This window comes from Bradyrhizobium sp. USDA 4369 (assembly GCF_054056435.1).
In genome coordinates this window covers 1,480,854-1,503,017 of the sequence record NZ_JBSRYH010000001.1, presented here as the reverse complement: position 1 = coordinate 1,503,017, position 22,164 = coordinate 1,480,854, and the positions used below count along the sequence as shown (strand labels likewise).

19 protein-coding genes and 1 pseudogene are annotated in these 22,164 nt (G+C 66.4%); 14 read left to right on the top strand and 6 right to left on the bottom strand.

Translation table 11 applies throughout. The features are described from left to right. Nucleotides 1-8 precede the first annotated feature (8 nt). The 4 genes from ACVIJ6_RS06885 (at nt 9) to glgA (ending at nt 5,466) form a co-directional block, all read left to right on the top strand. Entirely contained in the window at nt 9-1,658 is a 1,650-nt protein-coding gene (locus ACVIJ6_RS06885) for an FGGY-family carbohydrate kinase (RefSeq protein ID WP_456772065.1), read from the top strand. Then, nucleotides 1,658-2,605, top strand: coding sequence for a carbohydrate kinase family protein (locus ACVIJ6_RS06880; RefSeq protein WP_456772064.1), 948 nt, complete (start codon nt 1,658-1,660; stop codon nt 2,603-2,605). Before ACVIJ6_RS06885 ends, ACVIJ6_RS06880 begins: the two co-directional genes overlap by 1 nt. A gap of 132 nt (nt 2,606-2,737) precedes the next feature. After that, a complete protein-coding gene (glgC, locus tag ACVIJ6_RS06875) occupies nt 2,738-4,003 on the top strand; it encodes a glucose-1-phosphate adenylyltransferase (RefSeq protein ID WP_456772063.1) in 1,266 nt (421 codons plus the stop codon). Continuing rightward, a complete protein-coding gene (gene glgA / locus ACVIJ6_RS06870; protein WP_456772062.1) occupies nt 4,000-5,466 on the top strand; it encodes a glycogen synthase GlgA in 1,467 nt (488 codons plus the stop codon). The genes glgC and glgA overlap by 4 nt, the downstream gene beginning before the upstream one ends. A 24-nt stretch (nt 5,467-5,490) precedes the next feature. Here the strand turns inward: glgA and ACVIJ6_RS06865 are convergent, their stop codons facing one another. Beyond that, a complete protein-coding gene (locus ACVIJ6_RS06865; RefSeq protein WP_456772061.1) occupies nt 5,491-6,528 on the bottom strand; it encodes a zinc-dependent alcohol dehydrogenase family protein in 1,038 nt (345 codons plus the stop codon). A 250-nt stretch (nt 6,529-6,778) separates the two neighbouring features. Between ACVIJ6_RS06865 and ACVIJ6_RS06860 the strand changes: the two genes are divergently transcribed. Beyond that, a complete protein-coding gene (locus ACVIJ6_RS06860; protein ID WP_456772060.1) occupies nt 6,779-8,251 on the top strand; it encodes an N-acyl-D-amino-acid deacylase family protein in 1,473 nt (490 codons plus the stop codon). Here the strand turns inward: ACVIJ6_RS06860 and ACVIJ6_RS06855 are convergent, their stop codons facing one another. Beyond that, entirely contained in the window at nt 8,252-9,226 is a 975-nt protein-coding gene (locus ACVIJ6_RS06855; RefSeq protein ID WP_456776917.1) for a LacI family DNA-binding transcriptional regulator, read from the bottom strand. Between the two features lie 205 nt (nt 9,227-9,431). On the opposite strand from ACVIJ6_RS06855, the gene ACVIJ6_RS06850 reads away from it, so the two are divergent. Further along, nucleotides 9,432-10,733, top strand: coding sequence for a M24 family metallopeptidase (locus ACVIJ6_RS06850; protein ID WP_456772059.1), 1,302 nt, complete (start codon nt 9,432-9,434; stop codon nt 10,731-10,733). A 23-nt stretch (nt 10,734-10,756) separates the two neighbouring features. Then, the gene (locus ACVIJ6_RS06845) at nt 10,757-11,722 is read left to right on the top strand and encodes an NAD(P)-dependent oxidoreductase (RefSeq protein WP_456772058.1); all 966 of its coding nucleotides are present in this window, start codon (nt 10,757-10,759) and stop codon (nt 11,720-11,722) included. Between the two features lie 5 nt (nt 11,723-11,727). Here ACVIJ6_RS06845 and ACVIJ6_RS06840 read toward each other — a convergent pair. From ACVIJ6_RS06840 to ACVIJ6_RS06830, 3 genes and pseudogenes are all read right to left on the bottom strand, one after another. Beyond that, a pseudogene (locus ACVIJ6_RS06840) lies at nt 11,728-13,049 on the bottom strand (tetratricopeptide repeat protein). A 1-nt stretch (nt 13,050) separates the two neighbouring features. Further along, a complete protein-coding gene (locus ACVIJ6_RS06835) occupies nt 13,051-14,061 on the bottom strand; it encodes an aldo/keto reductase (protein ID WP_456772057.1) in 1,011 nt (336 codons plus the stop codon). Nucleotides 14,062-14,226: 165 nt separating this feature from the next. Continuing rightward, the gene (locus tag ACVIJ6_RS06830) at nt 14,227-14,649 is read right to left on the bottom strand and encodes a PaaI family thioesterase (protein ID WP_456772056.1); all 423 of its coding nucleotides are present in this window, start codon (nt 14,647-14,649) and stop codon (nt 14,227-14,229) included. A gap of 89 nt (nt 14,650-14,738) precedes the next feature. On the opposite strand from ACVIJ6_RS06830, the gene ACVIJ6_RS06825 reads away from it, so the two are divergent. Together ACVIJ6_RS06825 and ACVIJ6_RS06820 are read left to right on the top strand one after the other, a co-directional pair. Further along, a complete protein-coding gene (locus ACVIJ6_RS06825; RefSeq protein WP_456772055.1) occupies nt 14,739-15,368 on the top strand; it encodes an NUDIX domain-containing protein in 630 nt (209 codons plus the stop codon). 25 nt (nt 15,369-15,393) lie between these two features. Further along, nucleotides 15,394-16,575: a hypothetical protein gene (locus ACVIJ6_RS06820; RefSeq protein ID WP_456776916.1), complete on the top strand. Its 1,182-nt coding sequence runs from the start codon at nt 15,394-15,396 to the stop codon at nt 16,573-16,575. Nucleotides 16,576-16,590: 15 nt separating this feature from the next. Here ACVIJ6_RS06820 and ACVIJ6_RS06815 read toward each other — a convergent pair whose 3' ends face one another. Next, nucleotides 16,591-16,893, bottom strand: coding sequence for a hypothetical protein (locus ACVIJ6_RS06815; protein ID WP_456772054.1), 303 nt, complete (start codon nt 16,891-16,893; stop codon nt 16,591-16,593). Between the two features lie 176 nt (nt 16,894-17,069). Between ACVIJ6_RS06815 and ACVIJ6_RS06810 the strand changes: the two genes are divergently transcribed. The 5 genes from ACVIJ6_RS06810 (at nt 17,070) to ACVIJ6_RS06790 (ending at nt 22,153) form a co-directional block, all read left to right on the top strand. Then, nucleotides 17,070-17,549 (top strand): hypothetical protein, encoded by a 480-nt coding sequence (locus tag ACVIJ6_RS06810; protein ID WP_456772053.1) that lies wholly within the window; start codon nt 17,070-17,072, stop codon nt 17,547-17,549. A gap of 203 nt (nt 17,550-17,752) precedes the next feature. Further along, complete coding sequence (locus ACVIJ6_RS06805; protein ID WP_456772052.1) at nt 17,753-18,715, top strand: TAXI family TRAP transporter solute-binding subunit; 963 nt, start codon at nt 17,753-17,755, stop codon at nt 18,713-18,715. Nucleotides 18,716-18,867: 152 nt separating this feature from the next. Then, nucleotides 18,868-20,961, top strand: a complete 2,094-nt coding sequence (locus ACVIJ6_RS06800) for a TRAP transporter permease (protein ID WP_456776915.1) — start codon at nt 18,868-18,870, stop codon at nt 20,959-20,961. Continuing rightward, on the top strand, nt 20,958-21,332 hold the full coding sequence (locus ACVIJ6_RS06795) for a DUF1850 domain-containing protein (protein WP_456772051.1): 375 nt from the start codon (nt 20,958-20,960) through the stop codon (nt 21,330-21,332). The genes ACVIJ6_RS06800 and ACVIJ6_RS06795 overlap by 4 nt, the downstream gene beginning before the upstream one ends. 20 nt (nt 21,333-21,352) lie before the next feature. Beyond that, nucleotides 21,353-22,153 carry an SDR family NAD(P)-dependent oxidoreductase gene (locus tag ACVIJ6_RS06790; protein ID WP_456772050.1) on the top strand — a complete coding sequence of 267 codons (801 nt, stop codon included), beginning with the start codon at nt 21,353-21,355 and terminating at the stop codon, nt 22,151-22,153. Nucleotides 22,154-22,164 lie beyond the last annotated feature (11 nt).

Below are 22,164 nucleotides of genomic sequence, written 5' to 3'. Positions count from 1 at the left end.
AGTGAAACATGCGTCAGGCCTTTATCGGTGTCGATGTCGGCACAACCAGCACGCGCGCCGGCATCTTCGACGAGGCCGGCCGCCTCCTTGCCGCGGCGCGGCATCCGATAAGAACCTGGCATGAGGCCGGCGATGTCGTCGAGCAGTCGTCCGACGACATCTGGCGCGCGTGCTGTGCGTCGGTCAAGGCGGCGCTAGCAGAAGCGGCGATTGCGCCGGAGCTGATCAAGGGCATCGGCTTCGACGCGACCTGCTCGCTGGTCGTGCTGGACCGCCAAGGCGCGCCGGTCACGGTCAGCAGCTCCGGCGATCCCACCCGCAACGTCATCGTCTGGATGGATCATCGCGCGCTCGCCGAGGCGCGCGACATCAATGCGACCGAGGACGAGGTCCTGCGCTATGTCGGCGGTTCGATCTCGCCGGAAATGGAGATGCCGAAGCTGCTGTGGCTGAAGCGGCATCTGCGGACGAGCTTCGACGGCGCCGGGCACTTCTTCGATCTCGCGGACTTTCTCACCTGGCGCGCGACGGGCGCCTTGGCGCGCTCGATGTGCACCGTCACCTGCAAGTGGAATTATCTCGCGCATGAGGCGCGCTGGAGCGCGGATTATTTCCACCGCATCGGGCTCGATGAATTCGTCAAGGAGGACTACGCCCGGATCGGCACCGAGATCGTTGCGCCGGGGACGCCGCTCGGTCACGGCCTGTCGCGGGACGCAGCGGCAGAGCTCGGCCTCGTGACCGGCACGCCGGTCGGGGCGGCGCTGATCGACGCTCATGCCGGTGGGATCGGCGCCATCGGTGGCCGCGCGTCGGATGGCGGCGAGGTCGATGTCTGCGACCGCCTAGCCTACATCATGGGGACCTCGGCCTGCATCATGGCGACGACGCGGGCACCGTCCTTCGTGCCGGGTGTATGGGGACCCTATTATCAGGGCATGGTGCCGGGGTTCTGGCTCAACGAGGGCGGCCAGTCTGCGGCGGGGGCGGCTGTCGACCATCTCCTGCGCTCGCACCCCGCGGCCGCGGACGCGACCGCCGCGGCGCGTGCCCAAGGACTCGACGTGATCAGTTTCCTGGAGAAGCGGATACTGGCGCGCGCGCCCAAGGTCGGTGCTGCGGCGCTGCTGGCCCGCGACATTCACATCCTTCCGGAGTTCCTCGGTAACCGTTCTCCTTATGCCGATCCGGCCTCGCGCGCGGTCATCGCCGGGCTTGATCTCGACGCCGATATCGGCGCGATGGAGCGGCTGTTCGTGGCCGGGCTTTGTGGCCTTGCCTATGGGCTCGCCGACGTGATGGATGCCTTTGCGGCCAATGGCGTCACCAGCCGGATTCTGGTGATGGCCGGCGGCGCCTCCCGCAGCCCGCTGGTGCGCCAGATCATGGCCGACACGACCGGGCTCACGGTGGCGCTGCCGGGCACCCAGGAGCCGGTGCTGCTCGGCGCGGCCATGCTCGGCGCGGTTGCCAGCGGCACCTTCCGGTCCATCGGCGAGACGATGGCGTCGATGTCCTCGCTCGGCCGCCTCAGCGATCCGACTGATCCGGACATTGCAGCCTTTCATCGTCGCAAGCGCCATGTCCATGACCTGTTGCGGACACTTGATCGCGACAGCCGTTCCGTGATGCATGGGGGCGGTTTGGAGGCACGCTGATGATTCTGAGCTGCGGTGACGCGCTGATCGATTTCGTTCCGGCCCGGTTGGCTGATGGGCGTGATGGCCTGAGGCCGGTGGTCGGCGGGTCCTGCCTGAACGTCCCTGTCGGCCTGGCGCGGCTCGGCGCGCCGGCCGGCTTCGTCGGCGGCATCTCGACCGACCTGTTCGGCAGCATGATCGCCGCGCATGCGCAAGCCTCGGGCGTCGATCTCAGCCATGCCACCCGCAGTGCCGATCAGACGACGCTGGCCTTCGTGCGACACGTCGGCGGCGAAGCGCAATACGCCTTTTATGACGCGGAGACGGCTGCCCGGAAATGGACCTACCGTCACGGTAGCATTCCGTTTACCAGCATCGACGCCATCCATGTCGGCTCGACCACGCTGATCCATGATCTGGGCGCCGCGGAGACCCGGGCCTTGATCGCCGCGACGCAAGGCGGGGTCACGATCTCCTTCGATCCCAATTGCCGCCCGAATCTGGTGCAGGACAAGGCGGCCTACCGCGTGCAGATGGACGGCTTTGCGGCGTCGGCCGACCTCATCAAGATGTCGGATGTCGATTTCGACTATCTGCATGGCCACGACGACTATGCGGCGCGCGCGGACGCGCTGCTGGCGCGCGGCGCCAAGCTCGTGGTGGTGACGCGCGGGCCGAAAGGCGCGCTCGGCTGGCATGCCGGCGCCGGCGCGGCCGAGGTCGCGGCGCCCGCCGTCGATGTCGTCGACACGATCGGCGCCGGCGACAGCTTTCAGGCCGGGCTTCTGTTCGCGCTGCATCGGCTCGGCCGGCTTGGCAAGGCGGCGCTCGCGGAGCTGACCGCCACCGAGCTTCGCAAGGTGCTGGCCTTTGCCGCGGCCTGTGCGGCTGTGACCTGTACGCGCGAAGGTGCCGACCCGCCAGGATGGGCCGACATGACCGCGACATGGAATGAGCTGGGCTGAAGCACCCCATTGCACTCGTCATTGGGAACTGGTTGGCTGTTCCCCCGTCATATGAGAGGAGCGGTCGCGGCGCGAGGAGCCGAGGCCGCCGCCGAAGCCATGACGCGACAAAGAGTTGCAGGGAGGAGAACGATGGCACCCGCCGCCAGGACCGAGCCGCTGTCCCGTCACGCGCTGGCGTTTGTTTTGGCCGGAGGGCGTGGCAGCCGTTTGCTTGAGCTGACCGACCGGCGCGCCAAGCCCGCCGTCTATTTCGGCGGCAAGTCGCGCATCATCGATTTCGCGCTGTCCAACGCCGTCAACTCCGGCATCCGCCGCATCGCAGTCGCCACGCAGTACAAGGCGCACAGCCTGATCCGGCACCTGCAGATGGGCTGGAACTTCTTCCGCCCCGAGCGCAACGAGAGCTTCGACATCCTGCCGGCGAGCCAGCGCGTCTCGGAGACGATGTGGTACGTCGGAACGGCTGATGCCGTGTACCAGAACATCGACATCCTCGAGACCTATAATACCAAATATATCGTCGTGCTGGCCGGCGATCACATCTACAAGATGGACTACGAGCTGATGCTGCAGCAGCATGTCGACCAGCGCGCCGATGTCACCGTCGGCTGCCTGGAGATGCCGCGCGCGGAATCCTCGGGCTTCGGCGTCATGCACATCAATGAGGACGACACGATCCGCGACTTCATCGAGAAGCCGGCCGATCCGCCGCCGATGCCGGGTAAGCCGGACAAGTCGCTCGCCAGCATGGGCATCTACGTGTTCGACGCCAAATTCCTGTTCGAGGAGCTGAAGCGCGACGCCGGCGATCCAAACTCCAATCATGATTTCGGCCGCGACATCATTCCCTACATCGTCAAGAACGGCCGTGCCGTCGCCCACCAGTTCTCGCGCTCCTGTGTCCGCGCCGGCCACGATCAGACCAGCTACTGGCGCGACGTCGGCACGGTGGATGCCTATTGGGCCGCCAATCTGGATCTGACGGACGTCGTGCCCGAGCTCGATCTGTACGATCGCTCCTGGCCGCTCTGGACCTATTCGGAGATCACGCCGCCAGCCAAATTCGTGCACGACACGGACGGCCGCCGCGGCGAGGCAACCTGCTCGCTGGTGTCCGGCGGCTGCATCGTCTCCGGCGCGCAGGTGCAGCGCTCGCTGCTGTTCACCGGCGCGCATCTGCATTCCTACGCCAAGCTGCAGAACGCGGTGCTGCTGCCCTACGTCAACGTCGCCCGTCATGCGCGCCTGACCAATGTGGTGGTCGATCGCGGCGTGCAGATTCCGGAAGGCCTGGTGGTCGGCGAGGATCCGGAATTCGACGCCAAGCGGTTCAGGACCACGGAGAACGGGGTCACCTTGATCACCCAGCCGATGATCGACGGGCTCAATTCATGACGCCGTTGCGCGTTCTGTCGGTCGCGTCCGAGGTTTATCCCATCGTCAAGACCGGTGGCCTGGCCGACGTCGTCGGCGCGCTGCCGTGGGCGCTGATGGCTGAGGACGTCGAGGTCCGCACGCTGATCCCCGGCTATCCTGCCGTGATGCAGGCGCTGGAACAGGTCAGCGAGATCAGCTCGCTGCCGAGTTTCTTCGGCGGCAACGCAAGGCTGCTCGGCGGCAGCCATGGCGCGCTCGATCTGTTCGTGCTGGACGCGCCGCATCTGTATGACAGGCCCGGCAATCCGTATCTGGGGCCCGAGGGCAAGGATTGGCCCGACAATGCCTTCCGCTTTGCGGCGCTGGCGCGTGCGGCCTCCTATATCGGGCTCGGCGCGGTGCCGGCCTTCCTGCCCGACATCGTTCACGGCCATGACTGGCAGGCGGGCCTGGTGCCGGCCTATCTGCTCTACAGCCATCGGCCGCATCCCGGCACGGTGATGACCGTGCATAATCTGGCGTTCCAGGGCCGCTTCCCGCGTCACTTCCTGCCGCCGCTCGGGCTGCCGCCTGAATCCTTTTCGATCTACGGCCTCGAATATTATGGCGACATCAGCTTCCTCAAAGCGGGGCTGCAATTCGCCGACAAGATCACCACGGTGTCGCCGACCTATGCCCGGGAAATACAGAGCGACGAGCAGGGCATGGGCCTGGGCGGCCTGCTGCGCCAGCGCGCGTCCGATCTCGTCGGCATCCTGAATGGTATCGACACGGCGGTGTGGGATCCCGGCAGCGATCCGGCGATCGCATCGCATTTCGGCATCGAGCGGCTCGAGGCCCGCGCGCCCAACAAATCCGCGCTGCAGACGCGGATGGGCCTGCAGGTGTCGCCGGAGACCTTCCTGCTCGGCGTCGTCAGCCGCCTGACCGCGCAAAAAGGGCTCGATTTGCTGCTGTCCTGCCTGCCGACCCTGGTCGGCAGCGGCATCCAGCTGGCGCTGCTCGGGGACGGCGAGGCCGAGCTGCGGGACGCGTTTCGCACCGCGGCCCAGCGTCATCCTGGCCAGATCGGGGTCGTCATCGGCTATGATGAAGGGCTTGCGCATCTCATCCAGGCCGGCTGCGATGCGCTGGTCGTGCCGTCGCGGTTCGAGCCGTGCGGCCTGACGCAGCTCTGCGCCTTGCGCTACGGCGCGCTGCCGATCGTCACCGCGGTGGGCGGCCTTGCCGACACGGTGATCGACGAGACCGAAGCCGGCGTCGCCGCCACCGGCTTCAAATGCGCCTCGGTCACCGCGGAGGCGCTCGATCAGACGCTGCGGCGGGCCGCAGCCGCGTTCTACGCCGCGCGCAGCAACGCCTCGAACTGGACACGCATGCAGCTCAACGCGATGCTGACCGACGTCTCCTGGCGCCACCGCGCCGGCCGCTACGCCGAGCTGTACCGGCAGATCGTCGCGCAGCGGCGCCCGGCCGAGTGAGCGTGGACGGCCGGATCGGCCGGCCTATGCCTCGATGAGAACCTTCAGCGCATGGGTCTTGGCCGCGGCGCCGAAGGTCTCATAGGCCTCGAGGATCTGGTCCAGTTTGAAGCGATGGGTGATCAACCGCTTCGGCTCGAGCTTCTTCGACTGCACCGTCTTCAGCAGCATCGGCGTCGTCACGGTGTCGACCAGCCGCGTCGTGATCGCGATGTTGCGATCCCACAGCTTCTCCAGATGCAGGTCGGCCTTGACGCCGTGCACGCCGACATTGGCGATGGTGCCGCCGGGGGCGATGATGTCTTCGCAGGTCACGAAGGTCGCGGGCACGCCGACCGCCTCGATCGCGGTGTCGACGCCGCGGTCATGGGTCAGCGCCATCACCTTCTCGACGGCCTTGCCGTCGGTATTGTTGATGGTGCTGGTGGCGCCGAAACGGGCGGCGACCTCGAGCCGGTTGTCATCGAGATCGATCATGATGATCTCCGCCGGCGAATAGAACTGCGCGGTCAGCAGCGCCGCCAGGCCGATCGGACCGGCGCCGACGATCGCGACCGTCGAGCCCGGCTCGACCTTGCCGTTGAGGACGCCGCATTCGAACCCGGTCGGCAGGATGTCGCTCAGCATCACCAGCGCCTCCTCCTCGGTGCCGGCGGGCACGTGGTAAAGGCTGGTGTCGGCGTGCGGCGTGCGCACATATTCCGCCTGCGTGCCATCGATCTTGTGACCGAGGATCCAGCCGCCATGGCGGCAATGCGAATACATGCCGCGGCGGCAATAGTCGCAGGTTCCGCAGGCCGAGATGCAGGAAATGATGACATGGTCGCCGGGCTTGAAGGCGCGTACCGCGCTGCCCACCGCCTCGACCACGCCGACGCCCTCGTGGCCAAGAATGCGGCCCGGCGTGCAGGTCGGCACGTCGCCCTTGAGGATGTGCAGGTCGGTGCCGCAGATCGTGGTCTTCAGGATTTTGACGACGGCATCGCCGGGCTCGAGGATCGTCGGCTTCGGCCGCTCGTCGACGGATTTCTGGCCGGGGCCATGATAGACCAGGGCTTTCATGGTGCTGTTCCTCCGCATGTTGTTGGCGAAGCATCAGGCTCAACAGGCTGCCGGCGGTTGAGGCGTATCAATCCGGGGCGCCTTTCCTATCACTATCGTGTGTTGCAGGAGGCGCGGCGACTTGGCGACCTGCGGTGCCGCGTAGCGTCGCATTGCAGCCCAGCCCGGCGCCGATCACATGCCGATCCCGCTGGACGCATCGGCTCGGCTCACGGATAGTCCTGCGGTTCCCCAGCGAGACCGTGACCTCATGACCGACCTGCCGAAAAACCCTGCCGCCTTCGATCTCATCATCCGCGGCGGCACTGTGATCGACGGCACGCGGGCGCCGCGCTTCCAGGCGGATGTCGGCATCACGGATGGTCGCATCGCCGTCATCGGCCTGCTGGACAACAAGACGGCCACGCGGGAGGTCGAGGCCACCGGCCGCATTGTCGCGCCGGGCTTCATCGATTCCCACACCCATGACGACAGCGCGGTGCTGGTCGACCCCCGCATGACCTGCAAGGTCTCGCAGGGCGTGACATCGGTGGTGACCGGCAATTGCGGCGTCAGCATCGCGCCATTGAAACCCGGCTCGCCGCGGCCGATGCCGCTCGGCCTGCTGTCGCCCGGCGGCGGCCAGGTTGCCGAATTCGCGTCGTTTGCGGACTACATCGCGGCGCTGCGCGCGGCACCCGCAGCGGTCAATGTCGCCCCGATGGTCGGCCATACCTCGCTGCGGGCGTCCGTCGTGAGCGATCTCGGCCGCGCCGCGACCGACGGCGAAATCGGCGCGATGCGCAGCCATGTTCAGGAGGCGCTCGACGCGGGGGCCATCGGCGTTTCGACAGGAACGTTCTATCCGCCGGCCGAGGCGGCGCCGACCGCGGAGATCATCGAGGTCTGCCGCCCCCTGACCGGCAGCGGCGGCGTCTATGCGACGCATATGCGCAACGAGGCCGATCAGGTGACGCAATCGCTGGAGGAAAGCTTCGCGATCGGCAAGGCGCTCGATGTCCAGGTCGTGATCTCGCACCACAAGGTGGTGGGGCCGGCCAATTTCGGCCGCACCAAGGAGACGCTGCAGCTGATCAGCAAGGCCATGAGCTGCCAATGCGTCGCGCTCGACTGCTATCCCTACAACGCCTCGTCGACGATGCTGCACACCGATCCGGCCAAGCTGCAGGTGAAGGTGGTCGTCGCGGCGTCCGGCCCGCATCCCGAAGTCGCCGGCCGCGACCTCGCTGATATCGCCGCCGCCTGGGGCGTCGACCGGCTGGAGGCGGCCAAGCGGCTGCAGCCGGCCTCTGCGATCTATTTCGCGATGGATGAGGCCGACGTGCGGACCATCCTCGCCTTCGAGCCCACCATGATCGGCTCTGACGGCCTGCCGTTCGGCGAGCGGCCGCATCCAAGGCTGTGGGGCACGTTCCCTCGCGTGCTCGGCTATTACTGCCGCGAGCTCGAGCTGTTCTCGCTGGAAACCGCGGTCTGGAAGATGAGCGGCCTGACCGCGCGCAATTTCGGCATCAAGGGGCGCGGCACGATCGCGGTCGGCAACCATGCCGACATCACGATCTTCGATGCATCCCGCGTGCGCGACGCTGCGACCTATGACGATCCCTGCGTGCCGGCCACCGGCATCGAGGCCGTCATCGTCAATGGCGTGCTGACCTGGTGGCAGGGGACGCACCAGAACGCGCACGCCGGGCAGGTGATCACGCGCGCGGCGCGGCCGTGATCAGGGGCGCGGCTGCGCCGTCGACGCGCGGATGATGAGCTCCGGCTGCAGCACGACATGTTCGTTGGCGGCGTCGGGACTGCGGATGCGCGCGAGCAGCAGCCGCGCCGCGGTCGCGCCCATCTCGCGCTGCGCGATCCGCACGGTGGTGAGCGGCGGCGAGACCAGGTCGACGAAGGGCATGTCGTTGTGGCCGACGACGGAGACATCCGCGGGGCAGGCGAGGCCGCTCGCGGCGAGCGCATCATAGACGCCGAGCGCGAGCAGATCGTTGGCGGCGACGATGGCGGTCGGCCTCGCCTTGCGGCCGAGAAGCCGTAGTCCCGCCTCGCGGCCAGCGGCGCGCGTATAGGCGGTCGCGGCTTCGATCGGGGCATCGCCGACGGACAGGCCGGAATCTGCGATGCTGGCTTCGAAGCCTGCGCGTCGCCGCGCGCCGGTCGAGATCTCCTGCGGGCCCGCTACATGGCCGATCCGCCGATGGCCAAGCGCGACCAGATGATCGACCGCCAGCCGCATGCCGGCCGCATCATCGCTGGCCACCGACGGCAGTTCTCCGGCCGCATCAACGCGATTGACCAGCACCACTGGCGTCGCCGCTCCGACGGAGTGCGCCACGATGTCGTCGTGCAGGCTCACCGTCGCCAGGACCAGGCCGTCGACACCGCGCGCGATCAGGCTGTCGACGAGATCCTGCTGCGAGCCACCCGTGCCGACATCGACGACGATCGTTGCATATCCCTCCGCGTTGAGATGCTCCGCCAGGCCCGAGAGAACGGGGGGGAAGCCAGGATCCGCAATGTCCGGCGCCAGCACGCCGATCAGGCCGCTGCGGCCGGTGCGAAGGCCCTTGGCGGCCATGTTCAACCGGTAGCCGAGCGCGTTGGCCTCGGCCTGGATCCGCTCGGCGACGTCGGCTGCGACCAGATGCTTCATGGCCGGGCTCAACGCCCGCGACACAGTCGAGGGATGCACGCCGCAGCGTGCTGCGATGTCCTTGATGGTGGGACGTGGCGCCGTCGCCCCGCGGCCCGTCAGTGATCGGCGGTCCCCGTGTCTCATTCCCTCTCCGTGATGCCACACCCTTGGACAAATCCTGCCTATAATACCTTGACACATTTCTTGCCGATGCACTAATCTGTCATGCAATCGATTGCAAATCTCGAGAAGGAGCGTCCACGTGAAAGGAAGCGCGCTGAAGCCGCATTTGGTCAGCCCGGAGCATCTCGATCCGCATTGGCGCTGGAACCGCGCCATCCCGGCGCATGGCCATGTCTCGGTGGATTTCGAACGCCGCGTCGATTTCGATCGTCTGCGGAATTATCGGCTGGCGCGGGCGCGCGCGGCGCTGAAGGCGTCCGGCTGCGGCGCGCTGCTGCTGTTCGACGTCAACAACATCCGCTACGTGTCCGGAACCAAGATCGGCGAATGGGAACGCGACAAGCTGTGCCGGTTCGCGCTGCTCGCCGGCGATGGCGAGCCGATCGTGTGGGATTTCGGCTCGGCCGCCGTGCATCACCGGATGTTCTGCGACTGGCTGGCGCCGGAGAATTGCCGCGCCGGCATGCTCGGCATGCGCGGCACCGTGCCGCCCGCCGTCGGCCTGATGAAGGCGCATGCCGAGGAGGTGATGAGCCTGTTGCGATCAGCCGGGGTTGCCGACATGCCGGTCGGCGTCGACCTCGCCGAGACCGCGATGTTCTTCGAGCTGCAGAAGGCCGGGATGAAGGTCGTCGACGGTCAGCAGGTGATGCTGGATGCGCGCGAGATCAAGAACATCGACGAGATCATGCTGCTCAACCAGGCCGCCGCCATGGTCGACGGCGTCTATCATTCGATCTACGAGAATTTGAAGCCCGGGGTGCGCGAGAACGACATCGTCGCGCTCGCCAACAAGCTGCTCTACGAGATGGGCTCCGACGACGTCGAGGCGATCAACGCCATTTCGGGCGAGCGCTGCAATCCGCATCCGCATAATTTCACCGACCGCATCCTGCGCCCCGGCGATCAGGCGTTCTTCGACATCCTGCAATCCTATCAGGGCTACCGCACCTGCTATTACCGCACCTTCAATGTCGGACGCGCCACCCCGGCGCAGCATGACGCCTACAAGCGCTGCCGCGAATGGCTCGACAATGCGATCGCATTGATCAAGCCCGGCGTCTCGACCGACACCGTCGCCAAGGTCTGGCCGGCGGCGGAGGAGTTCGGCTTCCCCTCGGAGATGGCGGCGTTCGGCCTGCAATTCGGCCATGGCCTCGGCCTGGCGCTGCATGAGCGTCCGATCATTTCGCGGCTGGTCTCGCTTGACAATCCGATGGAGATCAAGACGGGAATGGTGTTCGCGCTGGAGACCTACTGCCCCGCAACCGATGGCTTTTCGGCCGCGCGGATCGAGGAAGAGGTCGTGGTGACGGACAGAGGCTGCCAGGTGATCACGCTGTTCCCCGCGGAAGAGCTGCCGATCGCCAACCGCTATTGAGCGAAGCAACGGGGAGACGACACATGGCTGTAACGCATTCGCTCGGCTGGATCGGCATGGGACGCATGGGCTATCCGATGGCCGAACGTCTCTTGAAGGCCGGCCTGACGCTCTCGATCTGGAACCGGACCCGCGCCAAGGCCGAGCCGCTGGCGGCGAAGGGCGGCGTGATCGTCGACCGTCCGAGCGATCTTGCGACGTGCGACATCGTGTTCTCGATGGTGTCGACCGGCAAGGATCTCGAACAGGTCTATTTCGGCGACAACGGCCTCGTGGCGTCGAGCCTCGGACCACGGCCCAGGATCCTGGTCGACTGCTCCTCGATCGGCATCGAGCAATCGGAGGCGATCGCCGCCAGACTGAAGCGGCTCGACTGCGCGTTCGTTCGCGCACCGGTGTCGGGTAACGGCAAATGCGTCAAGGCAGGGAAGCTGTCCTCGGTGGTCTCCGGGCCGAAATCGGCGTTCGAGATCATCGCGCCCTATCTCGCCAAGATCGCCGTCTCCGGCGTGTCCTATGTCGGCGAGGGCGAGCTCGCGCGCATCTGCAAGATCGCGCACAATGTCTTCCTCGGCGTCGTGATCCAGAATCTCGCCGAGATCACGGTCCTGGCGCAGAAGGCCGGCGTGCCGCGCCACGCCTTTCTCGATTTCATGAATGCCAGCGTGATGGGTTCGACCTTCTCGAAATACAAGAGCAACGCGTTGGTCAATCTCGACTGGACCACGACCTTCACGCCGACGCTGCTGCGCAAGGATCTCGATCTCGGTCTGTCGGCGGCGCGCCAGCTCGATGTCGCGATGCCGGTTGCGGCCGCGACACGCGAAGCGCTGCAGGCCCATGTCGGCGCCGCTTCGCTGCAGGCCGATCCCGCCGCCTATCTCGACAAGGATTTTGCGGCGCTGCTCGAGACCGTGGCGCTCGCTGCCGGCGTGAAGCTGCAGCCCGAAAACGTGCCGATGCCGACGGGTCTGGAGACCGAGGGGTAGGCGGCTCAGGCCTCGGTGAGCGCCCGCCAGCGCGTATCGCGCGCCGATGGCCGGCGGTGCAGGCGGGCGTCGATGAGCTCGCGCGCCTTCGCCAGCGCGCCGCTGCGGATCAGCGCCAGGATGTAGGTGTCCTCGATCACTTGGCGTTGCGCATGGCTGCCGCCGAGGCGGGCCATCTCTGCCTGAACCGGTGCGAGCTGCTCGGCGCAAACTCGGTAGTTCTCATTGTAGAACGCCTGGAATGCCAGGTAGAGCCGCGGCAGCAGCGGGGCAGCCGGCGAGCTTGCGCCTGCCGGCGGCGCCTTGAACGAGCGCAGCCGCTGGTTCAGGGCGATATCGTCGTCGGTCACCGCGGAAACCATCGCCCGATGCATCTCGACGAAGGGCAGCCGCGAGGTCGGAAACCCCGTCCTCGCATAAGTGCCGATTTCCTCCCACAGCTCAAAGGCGATCGGATGGTTGTCGATGCTCAGGCGCCACAGCAGGGATGCGCAGTCGGAGAGGGTGTTCAGCGGCGGCGCGGCGCTCACGGCGGGGCTCAACACGTTCAGATGGATCGCGACCGCGCTCGCGGCATCGCCCCGGTCCAGGGCGCCAAGCGCCTGATGCCAGCGGATGTGACCATGCAGCATGCCCGTGCGGTCGTAGTCGCCGATCCAGTCCTCGACCAGCGCATCGGCCTCGTCCAGCGAACCGTCCTCGAACATGGCATGCAGCAGCGCATGCACGGCATAGGCATTGTGCCGGCGCAGCGCAAAGCTGCGGTCGGTGATGGCGCGGCCCTTCGCGACCTCGCCGGCCTCGGTCAGGGCCCAGCCGTGATTGGACAGGAACCACCAATCCTCGCCGTATTCGGCGGCGAAGCGCTCGCAGAGGTCGCGGCGGGCGGCGTTGTGATCGAGGCGGCCGGAGAAGGCCAGAAGGCCGAACGCGCCGAGCGGCAGGGCCATGACCATGGCATCGCGCGGCCAGCTCTCAAGATGGGTCAATGTCGATGTCAGCGCCTCCGCGCCGCGGCCCTCGATGGCCAGCGCCAAGGTCGTGACATGGCTCTGCTCGCGCGCCGTGCCGCGTTTCGCGACAAGCTCACGCGCCCGCGCGATGGTCTGCAGCGCCGGCTCGCGCTGCTGATAGATGGCATGGATGCGCGCGCGGGCCGCATGCGCCAGCGCGAAATCCGGATCGAGCATGATCGCACGCTCGAACGCGTCCGTCGCGCCGGGCCAGAATGCGAGCAGCAGATCGACGCCGTCGCGATAGGCGCTCGCTGCCTCGGCGAGGCAGTCGAGGCAGTCGACAGCTCCAACCCGTAGCGATCCTCCTCCATCTCAGCTCCTCCGCGGCTTGCGGCCTTCGATCGGATAGGCCGGATCGTTATAGCCGGGCGTCGAGGCATGGCCGGTGACGACGAGGCCGTCGATCAGCGCCTCGTCGTCGGCGGCGTAGGGATAGTCCAGCGCACGGATGTAGTCGTCCCATTGCGCCTCGGTCCGCGGACCTGCGATCACCGAGCTGATGAAAGCGGAGTTCAGCACCCAGGCGACCGCGAACTGCCCGGGCGTGAAACCCTTGGCCTCGGCATGGCGCTTGATCTCCTGCGCCAGCCGCAGGGATTCCGGGCGCCACTCGGTCTGCATCATCCGGGTGTCGTTGCGGCCGGCGCGCGTCTCCTTGTCCGGCGGTGCATCGGGACTGTATTTGCCGGTGAGAACACCGCGCGCCAGCGGGCTGTAGGGCACCACGCCGAGGCCGTAATAGTCGCAGGCTGGCAGATGCTCGACCTCCGGCATCCGGTTCATCGCGTTGTAATAAGGCTGGCTGACCACCGGGCGGTCGATGCCCATCCGGTCGCACAGATTGCAGATCTCGGCGACGCGCCAGGCGCGATAGTTGGAGACGCCGAAATAGCGGATCTTGCCGGCGCGCAGCAGGTCGCCCATCGCGCGCACGGTCTCTTCCAGCGGCGTCGCGTGGTCCTCCTTGTGCAGATAGTAGATGTCGATGTGACCGGTGCCGAGCCGTTTCAGGCTCTCTTCAGCGGCGTGCAGCCCCCAGCGCCGCGACAGGCCGGCGCGGTTGGGGTCATCGCCCATCGGATTGGCGAGCTTGGTGGCGACGATCCAGCGGTCGCGCTCGGCGGCGATGGCGCGGCCGACCACGTCCTCCGACGCGCCCTTGTTGTAGGCGTCGGCCGTGTCGATGAAGTTGATGCCGGCGTCACGCGCCTTGGCGATGATCCGCGCCGATGTCGCCTCGTCGGTCGGGCCGCCGAACATCATCGTGCCCAGGCAGATCGGCGACACTTTCAGGCCGGACCGGCCGAGCTGGCGATATTGCATTCTTGCCTCGTTGACAGACCCTCACCGTCCGCGGACGGGGGACTACGATAGCCGTCTCGGCGCGTCATGGCGAGCGCCGCGAAGCAATCCAGGATCGCGTCCGGGGAGGGACTCTGGATGGCTCCGTCGCTGCGCGCCTCGCCCTGACGCGGAGAGGCCGCAGCCTCACTCGCTCTTCAAGATCTTGAACACGCCCGAAGCCATCGCGATCACCCGGCTGGCCGCCGTGACCTCGGTGGTGATGAACACCAGGCTGCGGGTGATCCGCACCACATGCGGCCGTGACACCAAGGTCTCACCGATCTTGCCGGCCTCGACGAAATGGGTGTCGAACTGGACGGTCGCCATGTGCTCCTTGCCGGCGGCGTAGCGGGCGGTCATGCCGCAACTGCGGTCGGCCAAGGTCATGATCACGCCGCCTTGGACGAGGCCGCGACGATTGTGATGCTTGTCCTCGGTGACGATGGCATATTCGTGGGCGCCGTCGACGACACGTTGCCAGAGCGGACCGATCAGATGCAGGAAGCCGGACGTGTCGACAATGTCCCAGCCGTCGGACGTCATCCTTGCGGCGGCTGATTTGGTCATCTGTCGCACCTTCCTGTTCGCCTTCGCTGCGTCGCCGGTTCGGGCTGCAGGTCGTTTCATCCGCCGCGGCCCTGGTGTAGTCAAGGCACATGCTGCTGCCGTTCGACGATGCCACAAGGCGGAAAATCGCTAGCTGTTGCGCCGGCTTTGAACGCCGCGGCGACCATGTGTCGGCGCCGGCGCTGAAGCGCGCGGCGGTGGCCATCGCGCTGGCCCCTGATCACGAGACCGGTGCCACCACGCTGCTGCTCACCTTGCGCGCCGCCAGCCTGCGCAGCCATGGCGGCCAATGGGCGCTGCCGGGTGGACGCTGCGATGCCGGCGAGACGCCGGTCGCCGCCGCCTTGCGCGAACTGGCGGAAGAGCTCGGACTGATCGCATCGCCCGAGTCGGTGCTCGGCCTGCTCGACGACTACCCCACGCGGTCGGGCTATCTGATCACCCCGGTCATCCTCTGGGCGGCGAATGGCCGCACGCTCCGGCCCAATCCGGACGAGGTCGCGTCCGTCCACCGGATCGGGCTCGACACCATCCTGGCAGATGATGCATTCGATTTCACCGTCATCCCCGAGAGCACGCGGCGCGTGGTGCGCTTTCACGCCCGCGAAGGTCTCATTCACGCGCCGACGGCCGCCTTGATCTATCAGTTCCGCGAGGTGCTGGCCGGCCGCGAGACCCGCGTCCACGAGCTGGAACAGCCGGTGTTTGCCTGGAAGTAGCCGCGGTTTCGGCTACAAGGACGGCATGCTGCATCAGCCGATTCGCACGCTTGCCCTGATTCTCGCCTGCGCCGTCGCGGGCGCGCCACCCATGCTCGCCGGGGAACCCGGTTCGGCGATCGCGTCCCGCGACGCGCTGGCGCAGATGGCTTCGCCGGACGCGATCGCGGAATACCGGCGCAAGCTCGCCGAATATCAGCAGGCCCGTGCGGAGTTCGAGCAGGAGGCCGGCGCCTATTGGAAGGCGATTGCCGACAAGCGCCGCCTCCGCAATGCCAAGCGGCGCGACCGGCAGCCGATCGGCCTCGACGATTATGTGCTGGAGCAGCCGCCGGTCTATAGCGGGCCGAAGCGGCCGGTGAACCCGGAGCCGGAGCCCGAGGGCGAACCGCGCGAGCGCAAATATATTCCGGTCGTTGCCGATCTCCTCAAGGCGGCGCAGCAGCACTTCCAATGGTCGCCGCAGCGTCCGACCAATGATGTCGACTTCAAGCGGGCCTATGCGCGCTTTGCTGCAACGGCCGGACTGACCCGCGAGCAGGCGGTGCGGGTCTATGCGTTCGAGACCGGCGGCAATGGCAAGCACGACTCGCAGTCTGGCTTCAAAGGCAATCGCGCGATCTCGACGGCCATCGGCTACAATCAGCTGCTTACGACCAATACGGTCGAGCTGCTGGCCGAGCAGGGGCCGCTGTTCATCCGGCTGCTCAGCGAGCGGGTGGCGCAGACCGCGGGACCGTCGCGGGCCGCGCTGGAGCACAAGCTGTCGGTGCTGAAGAAGATGGTCGCGATCGCGCGTTCGGTGCCCGACGACTGGTCGGCGCATGAGAAGATCGGCAATACCGAGCAGGGCTGGGCGATGCATGCGATGGTGCTCGACATCGATGTCGGACCGATGCTGCAGACCCACAAGCTGCTGACCTCGGTGCTGTTCGCCCGCGCCAAGGGCTATACGCGGCCGCTTTCGGCCGCGGAGTTGGAGATGATGAACCTGACCGGCGACGGCACCGGCTTCGACATGGTCACCATGCCGCTCGACATGCGTGACCAGGTGCCGACCGCGAATTTCTTTCAGCGCGGCGGCTATGAGCGCAATCCCGTCGCCGTCCGCCACAACACGGTGGCGAAGCTGCTCGCGGTCACCGATGCCCGGATGGATTCGCTGAGCAGCCTGCCCGGCGCCAAGGAGCTGGCGGCCGCGTTCTGAGCCGCCCGCGCCGGCTCAATCGTCCGCGCCGAACGAGAAGCTGCCGTCGCCTTCGAGATAGGGGGCCGTCCGCATATAAAGCTGGCCGTTCTGGCCGACGAAGAACAGCGTGCCCTTCGGCACCTTCTTGGCGCCTTTCAGCAGCATATCGGCATTCTTGGTGCCCATCCTGTAGGCCAGTGTCTTGCCGTCCTTGCCATAGGCGTAGCCCATGTCCGGTCTCAGCTCCCACGGCTCCGGCGGGGCCGCGCGGGTCACGCTGGTCATCGCGCAGAGCGCTCCGGCTGCGATCAGGCTTTTCACAACAGCGCTCTTCATGTCCCTCTCCATCAATTCACCATCGTCTCGAACAAATCACGAACAGCGTTCGGGCGTCAACGTTGCCCACGGTCAGCGCGGGTGCGCGGTGACGGATTTTCCATCCGCCGATCTCGCGATTATCCTGCAGCGTGGTTTAGAAACAACGGGCAAGAAACACTTTGGGGATGATTCGGATGAGCCTCGTCACGAAGATCGGTATGTTTGCGGCGCTGTCGCTGGTGACGTTGGCGTCCACGGCGCGGGCCGACGACTTCAAGCTGTCCAACAACCAGCGCATTGCCTGCAGCCGCGGCCTGTCCGCCGGCAAGCTCAACACCGCAGTCTGCAAGTCCTACGCCTACCTGTTCAACATGAAGACGTCGGAATATTTCCGCTGCCAGGTGTCGCTGTCCCTGACCCGGGACAATAAGGAGGTCATCAACGTTCAGACCGATGGCGGCTGCACCAAGAAGCCGCGCGTGTTCGATACCGACTCGAAATACGATTTCGACGCGACCGAGACCGAGCCGGCGAATACCAATTCCTTCTTCGGCAATGGCGGCTATTCGATCTGGGTGGCGGACACGACCCAGCAAAAGGTGCGCGGCTGCATCACGATCTCGTCCGGCCTCGGCTCGGACATCTCCAAATGCCTCGACATGACCTTCCAATGAGCGGCCCGGCCTGTCGGCCGCCGTCATGCGAGGGCAATGAGCCTCTGCGGCCGAGGCCCTGACGCAGTCCCCGGCCGTGGCAACTGCATCCGTGGGTTCCTGATGCTGCAAGCCGGCCTTCGGGGCCGTCTGGCCGTCTTTCGGATGGGTTGACCCGGCGCCTGCATCCGTCCAATTTGCCGGCAAAATCAATGGGAGGACCCATGCGTTTCTCGACATTCTCTGGCACTGCAACCGGTCTGATCGTGGCCGCGGCCTCTCTGCTCGCGGCGCCCGCGGCGCAGGCGCAGAGCTTCATCAACGTCCTGACCGGCGGCACGTCAGGCGTCTATTATCCGCTCGGCGTCGCGATCGGTAAGATCTATGGCGACAAGATCCCGAACGTGAAGACCCAGGTGCAGGCCACCAAGGCCTCGGTCGAGAACCTGATCCTGCTGCAGCAGGGCCGCGGCGAGCTCGCTTTCGCGCTCGGTGACTCGCTGAAATCGGCCTGGAACGGCGAGGAGGAGGCCGGCTTCAAGACCAAGCTGGACAAGCTGCGCACCCTCGGCGCGATCTATCCGAACTACATCCAGATCGTCGCGACCGCCGAGTCCGGGATCAAGACGCTGGCTGATCTGAAGGGCAAGAGCCTGTCGGTCGGCGCGCCCAAATCCGGGACCGAGCTGAATTCGCGCGCGATCCTCGCCGCCGCCGGCATGAGCTACAAGGATCTCGGCAAGGTGGAATATCTGCCGTTCGCCGAGTCGGTCGACCTGATGAAGAATCGGCAGCTGGGCGCGACGCTGCAATCGGCCGGGCTCGGCGTCGCCTCGCTGAAGGACCTGTCGACCTCGTCGCCGATCACCGTCGTGTCGGTGCCGAAGGAGGTCGTCGACAAGATCGGCGCGCCGTTCGTGGCCGCGACCATCCCGGCCAACACCTATACCGGCCAGGACAAGGACGTGCCCACCGCGGCCGTGATCAACTATCTCGTCACCAGTTCGGCGGTGTCGGACGACCTCGCTTATCAGATGACCAAGCTGATCTTCGACTCGCTTCCCGAACTCGCCAATGCGCATGCCGCCGGCAAGGAGATCAAGCTCGAGACGGCGGCGCAAGACAGCCCTGTGCCGCTGCATCCGGGGGCGATCCGCTACTACAAGGAAAAGGGCGTCCTGAAATAGGGCCGCTCATCCGGCCTGCTTCGTGGGCCGGACCGTTCGCATCCGACTGCGTGGGACACATCCCGCGCAGTCCTGTCGTTCAGGTGGTTGCGGCCATGGTCAGCAGCGCCTGACGGGGCGTTGGGGGGATCATGACGATTGAAGCCGTGAACATGGAAACGCCTGTGAAGGTCGAGTTCGACAATTTCGAACACGGCTTTCCGGAAGGATTCGGCCCCGGCCGCTGGGGCTATCTCGCTTACGGCATCGGCCTCGCTTTCGCGCTGTTCCAGCTTTATGTCGCCGCCTTCAATTATCTCCCGAGCCAGGTGGTGCGCGGCGTCCATGTCGGCTTCCTGCTGCTGCTCACCTTCGGCCTGATCGGCAATTTCACCGCCAAGACCGACGCCGGACGCATCGCCGGCTGGGCCATCGGCGCCATCGGCTTCGGCTGCGGACTTTACCAGTGGATCTTCTACGCCGATCTGATCGCGCGCGACGGCGATCCGACCCGCGCCGACCTCGTGGTCGGAACCTTGCTCGCTGTGCTGATCTTCGAGGGCACCCGTCGCCTGATGGGTCTGGCGCTGCCGCTGATGTGCGGCGCCTGTCTGTTGTACTGGTTTTTCGGCCAGTATCTGCCGGCACCGTTCAACCATCGCGGCTATGATTTCGATCAGGTCATTACCCATCTGTCGTTCGGCACCGAGGGCTTTTACGGCGTACCGATCTATGTCTCGGCCACCTACATCTTCCTGTTCATCCTGTTCGGCTCGTTCCTCGAACATGCCGGCATGATCCAGCTGTTCACCGACGTCTCGCTCGGCCTGTTCGGGCGCACGCGGGGCGGCCCGGCCAAGGTTGCGGTGTTCGCCTCGGGCATGATGGGCACGATCTCCGGCTCCGGCGTCGCCAATGTCGTCACCGTCGGCCAGTTCACCATTCCGCTGATGATCCGGTTCGGCTACCGCCGTGCCTTTGCGGCCGGCGTCGAGGCCACGGCCTCGATGGGCGGCCAGATCATGCCGCCGGTGATGGGCGCGGTGGCCTTCATCATGGCCGAGACGCTCGGCGTGGACTACTCGGTGATCGTCAAGGCCGCCGTGATCCCGGCCATACTCTATTTCGCCTCCGCCTTCTGGATGGTGCATCTGGAGGCCGGCAAGCACGGCCTGACCGGCATGAAGCCGTCGGAGATTCCGAGCGCATGGAAGGCGCTGGTGGCGCGCTGGTATCTCGTGCTGCCGCTGGCCGCGCTGGTCTACATGCTGTTCGAAGGCTTCACCCCGCTCTATGCGGGCTCGATGGGCCTCGCGCTGACCGTGGCGCTGATCCTGGGCACCTCGATCACGATGGGCTTCTCCAACCAGGTGCTGCGCTACGTGTTCTGGATCGGTCTCGCGCTCGTGGTCGGCGCGCTGTCGCGCAACGGCCTGCAGATCGTCCCGGTCGCGTCCGTCGTCGTCGCGCTCGTCATCATCACCGGCTTCGTGCGCGGTGGCATGGCGACCTTGCATGCCTGCCGCGACTCGCTCGCCGAAAGCGCCAAATCGGCGCTGACCGTCGGCATGGCCTGCGCCATCGTCGGCGTCATCATCGGCATGATGACCCAGACCGGCGTCGGCTCGATCTTCGGCAGCTGGGTGATCGGCCTCGGCAAGACCAGCCTGTTCGCGGCGCTGATCATGACCATGCTGCTGTCGATCCTGCTCGGCACGGGCATTCCGACCATCCCGACCTACATCATCACGGCGGCGCTGGCGGCGCCCGCGCTCGCCAAGCTCGGCGTGCCGTTGATCGCCAGCCACATGTTCGCGTTCTACTACGGGATCATGGCCGACCTCTCGCCGCCGGTGGCGCTGGCGGCGCTGGCCGCCGCGCCGATCGCCAAGGAAAACCCGGACAAGATCGGCTGGGAGGCGATGCGGATCGCGCTGGCCGGCTACGTCATTCCCTTCATCTTCGTCTACTCGCCGGCGCTGATGCTGCAGGCCGGCGACCCGATGGAGGCGCAGCTCGGCTTCGTCGGCGCGGTGGCCTATGCGGGCGTCAAGGCGCTGATCTCGATCGGCCTGTTCGGCATGGTCGCGATCGGCTTCCTGTTCACGCGCATGACCTTGATCGAGCGTGTGCTGTCCTTCGTTGCATCGGTCTGCCTGCTCGGCGAATTCCCCTATAGCGACGTGCTGGGCTTCGTCCTGGCCGTGGCGATCGTCGCGAGGCAGTGGCGGCAGCGGCCGCCCGCGGCCGTGGTGGTCTCAGCTTGAGTCTCTGTCTCGCTTCAGCCGGCGTCGTAAAGGCCCTGGCCCTCGCCGGCTTCACGTTGGCTTGGACCCATTCGGTCGAGAAGTCCGCATGGCAGGAGGACTGGCGCGTCACCGGCGATGGACTCCAGCTGGTGCAGGCGCGGGTCAAGGGCTCCGGCGCCGGCATGGAGCCGCCGCCCGAGGCGCGGCTGGTCGACGGCTGGTTTGAGTGGCAGGTCGATCGCGAGCCGCTGTCGCGGATCGTGCTGGCCAATTCCGGCGCCGCGGGGGAATGGCGGATCTGTCACGAGGGGCAGTGCCGGACGCTGTCGGAGATCTTCGATCATGACATCGGCGCCGCGACCATTACGATGAGCGCCTGCAACCAATAACAAACAGGCGGGAGAACGCGATGGATCGGCTCAAGGGCAAGGTGGCGATGGTGGTGGGCGCCGGCTCGATCGGACCGGGCTGGGGCAACGGCAAGGCGACCGCGGTGACCTTCGCGCGGCAGGGCGCGAAGGTGTTCTGCGTCGATCGCAACGGAGACGCGGCGGCGGAGACGGCGTCGATCATTGCAGGCGAAGGCGGCCAGGCCGAGGCGTTCACCGCCGACGTGTCGAAGGCCGCTGAGGTCGAGGCCATGGTGAAGGCCTGCCTCGCCGCCTATGGCCGCATCGACGTGCTCGACAACAATGTCGGGATTGCCGAGATGGGCAGCGTCGTCGATGTCGAGGAGGCCGAGTGGGACCGCGTCTTCGCGGTCAACCTCAAGAGCGCCTACCTCGCGATGAAGCACGTCATTCCCGTCATGATCGGGCAGGGCGGCGGCTCGATCATCAACATCTCCTCGGTGGCCTCGATCCGGCAGGTCGGCATTTCCTATGTCAGCTACGGCGCCAGCAAGGCGGCGATGAACCAGATGACGCGCACCACCGCGGTCGAGTTCGCGCCCAAGCATGTCCGTGTGAACGCGATCCTGCCCGGGCTGATGAAGACGCCGATGGTCGAGCATTCCGCCGGCCTCGCCGCGAGCTATGCCAAGGGCGACGTCGAGGAGATGTGGAAGAAGCGCGACGCGCAGGTGCCGATGGGGCACATGGGCGACGCCTTCGACGTCGCCAACGCCGCCCTGTTCCTCGCCTCCGACGAATCGCGCTACGTCACCGGGATCACGCTGGTCGTCGACGGCGGACTGACCTGCCGGAGCTGATCTTTCGATAG

Coding starts and splice junctions, on each gene's coding strand:
- ACVIJ6_RS06865 (WP_456772061.1), bottom strand. CDS start 6,528: ATGAAAGCCCTGGTCTATCATGGCCCCGGCCAGAAATCCGTCGACGAG.
- ACVIJ6_RS06805 (WP_456772052.1), top strand. CDS start 17,753: ATGCGTTTCTCGACATTCTCTGGCACTGCAACCGGTCTGATCGTGGCC.
- ACVIJ6_RS06835 (WP_456772057.1), bottom strand. CDS start 14,061: ATGCAATATCGCCAGCTCGGCCGGTCCGGCCTGAAAGTGTCGCCGATC.
- glgC (WP_456772063.1), top strand. CDS start 2,738: ATGGCACCCGCCGCCAGGACCGAGCCGCTGTCCCGTCACGCGCTGGCG.
- ACVIJ6_RS06790 (WP_456772050.1), top strand. CDS start 21,353: ATGGATCGGCTCAAGGGCAAGGTGGCGATGGTGGTGGGCGCCGGCTCG.
- ACVIJ6_RS06825 (WP_456772055.1), top strand. CDS start 14,739: ATGCTGCTGCCGTTCGACGATGCCACAAGGCGGAAAATCGCTAGCTGT.
- ACVIJ6_RS06810 (WP_456772053.1), top strand. CDS start 17,070: ATGAGCCTCGTCACGAAGATCGGTATGTTTGCGGCGCTGTCGCTGGTG.
- ACVIJ6_RS06820 (WP_456776916.1), top strand. CDS start 15,394: ATGCTGCATCAGCCGATTCGCACGCTTGCCCTGATTCTCGCCTGCGCC.
- ACVIJ6_RS06845 (WP_456772058.1), top strand. CDS start 10,757: ATGGCTGTAACGCATTCGCTCGGCTGGATCGGCATGGGACGCATGGGC.
- ACVIJ6_RS06800 (WP_456776915.1), top strand. CDS start 18,868: ATGGAAACGCCTGTGAAGGTCGAGTTCGACAATTTCGAACACGGCTTT.
- glgA (WP_456772062.1), top strand. CDS start 4,000: ATGACGCCGTTGCGCGTTCTGTCGGTCGCGTCCGAGGTTTATCCCATC.
- ACVIJ6_RS06860 (WP_456772060.1), top strand. CDS start 6,779: ATGACCGACCTGCCGAAAAACCCTGCCGCCTTCGATCTCATCATCCGC.
- ACVIJ6_RS06880 (WP_456772064.1), top strand. CDS start 1,658: ATGATTCTGAGCTGCGGTGACGCGCTGATCGATTTCGTTCCGGCCCGG.
- ACVIJ6_RS06830 (WP_456772056.1), bottom strand. CDS start 14,649: ATGACCAAATCAGCCGCCGCAAGGATGACGTCCGACGGCTGGGACATT.
- ACVIJ6_RS06885 (WP_456772065.1), top strand. CDS start 9: ATGCGTCAGGCCTTTATCGGTGTCGATGTCGGCACAACCAGCACGCGC.
- ACVIJ6_RS06815 (WP_456772054.1), bottom strand. CDS start 16,893: ATGAAGAGCGCTGTTGTGAAAAGCCTGATCGCAGCCGGAGCGCTCTGC.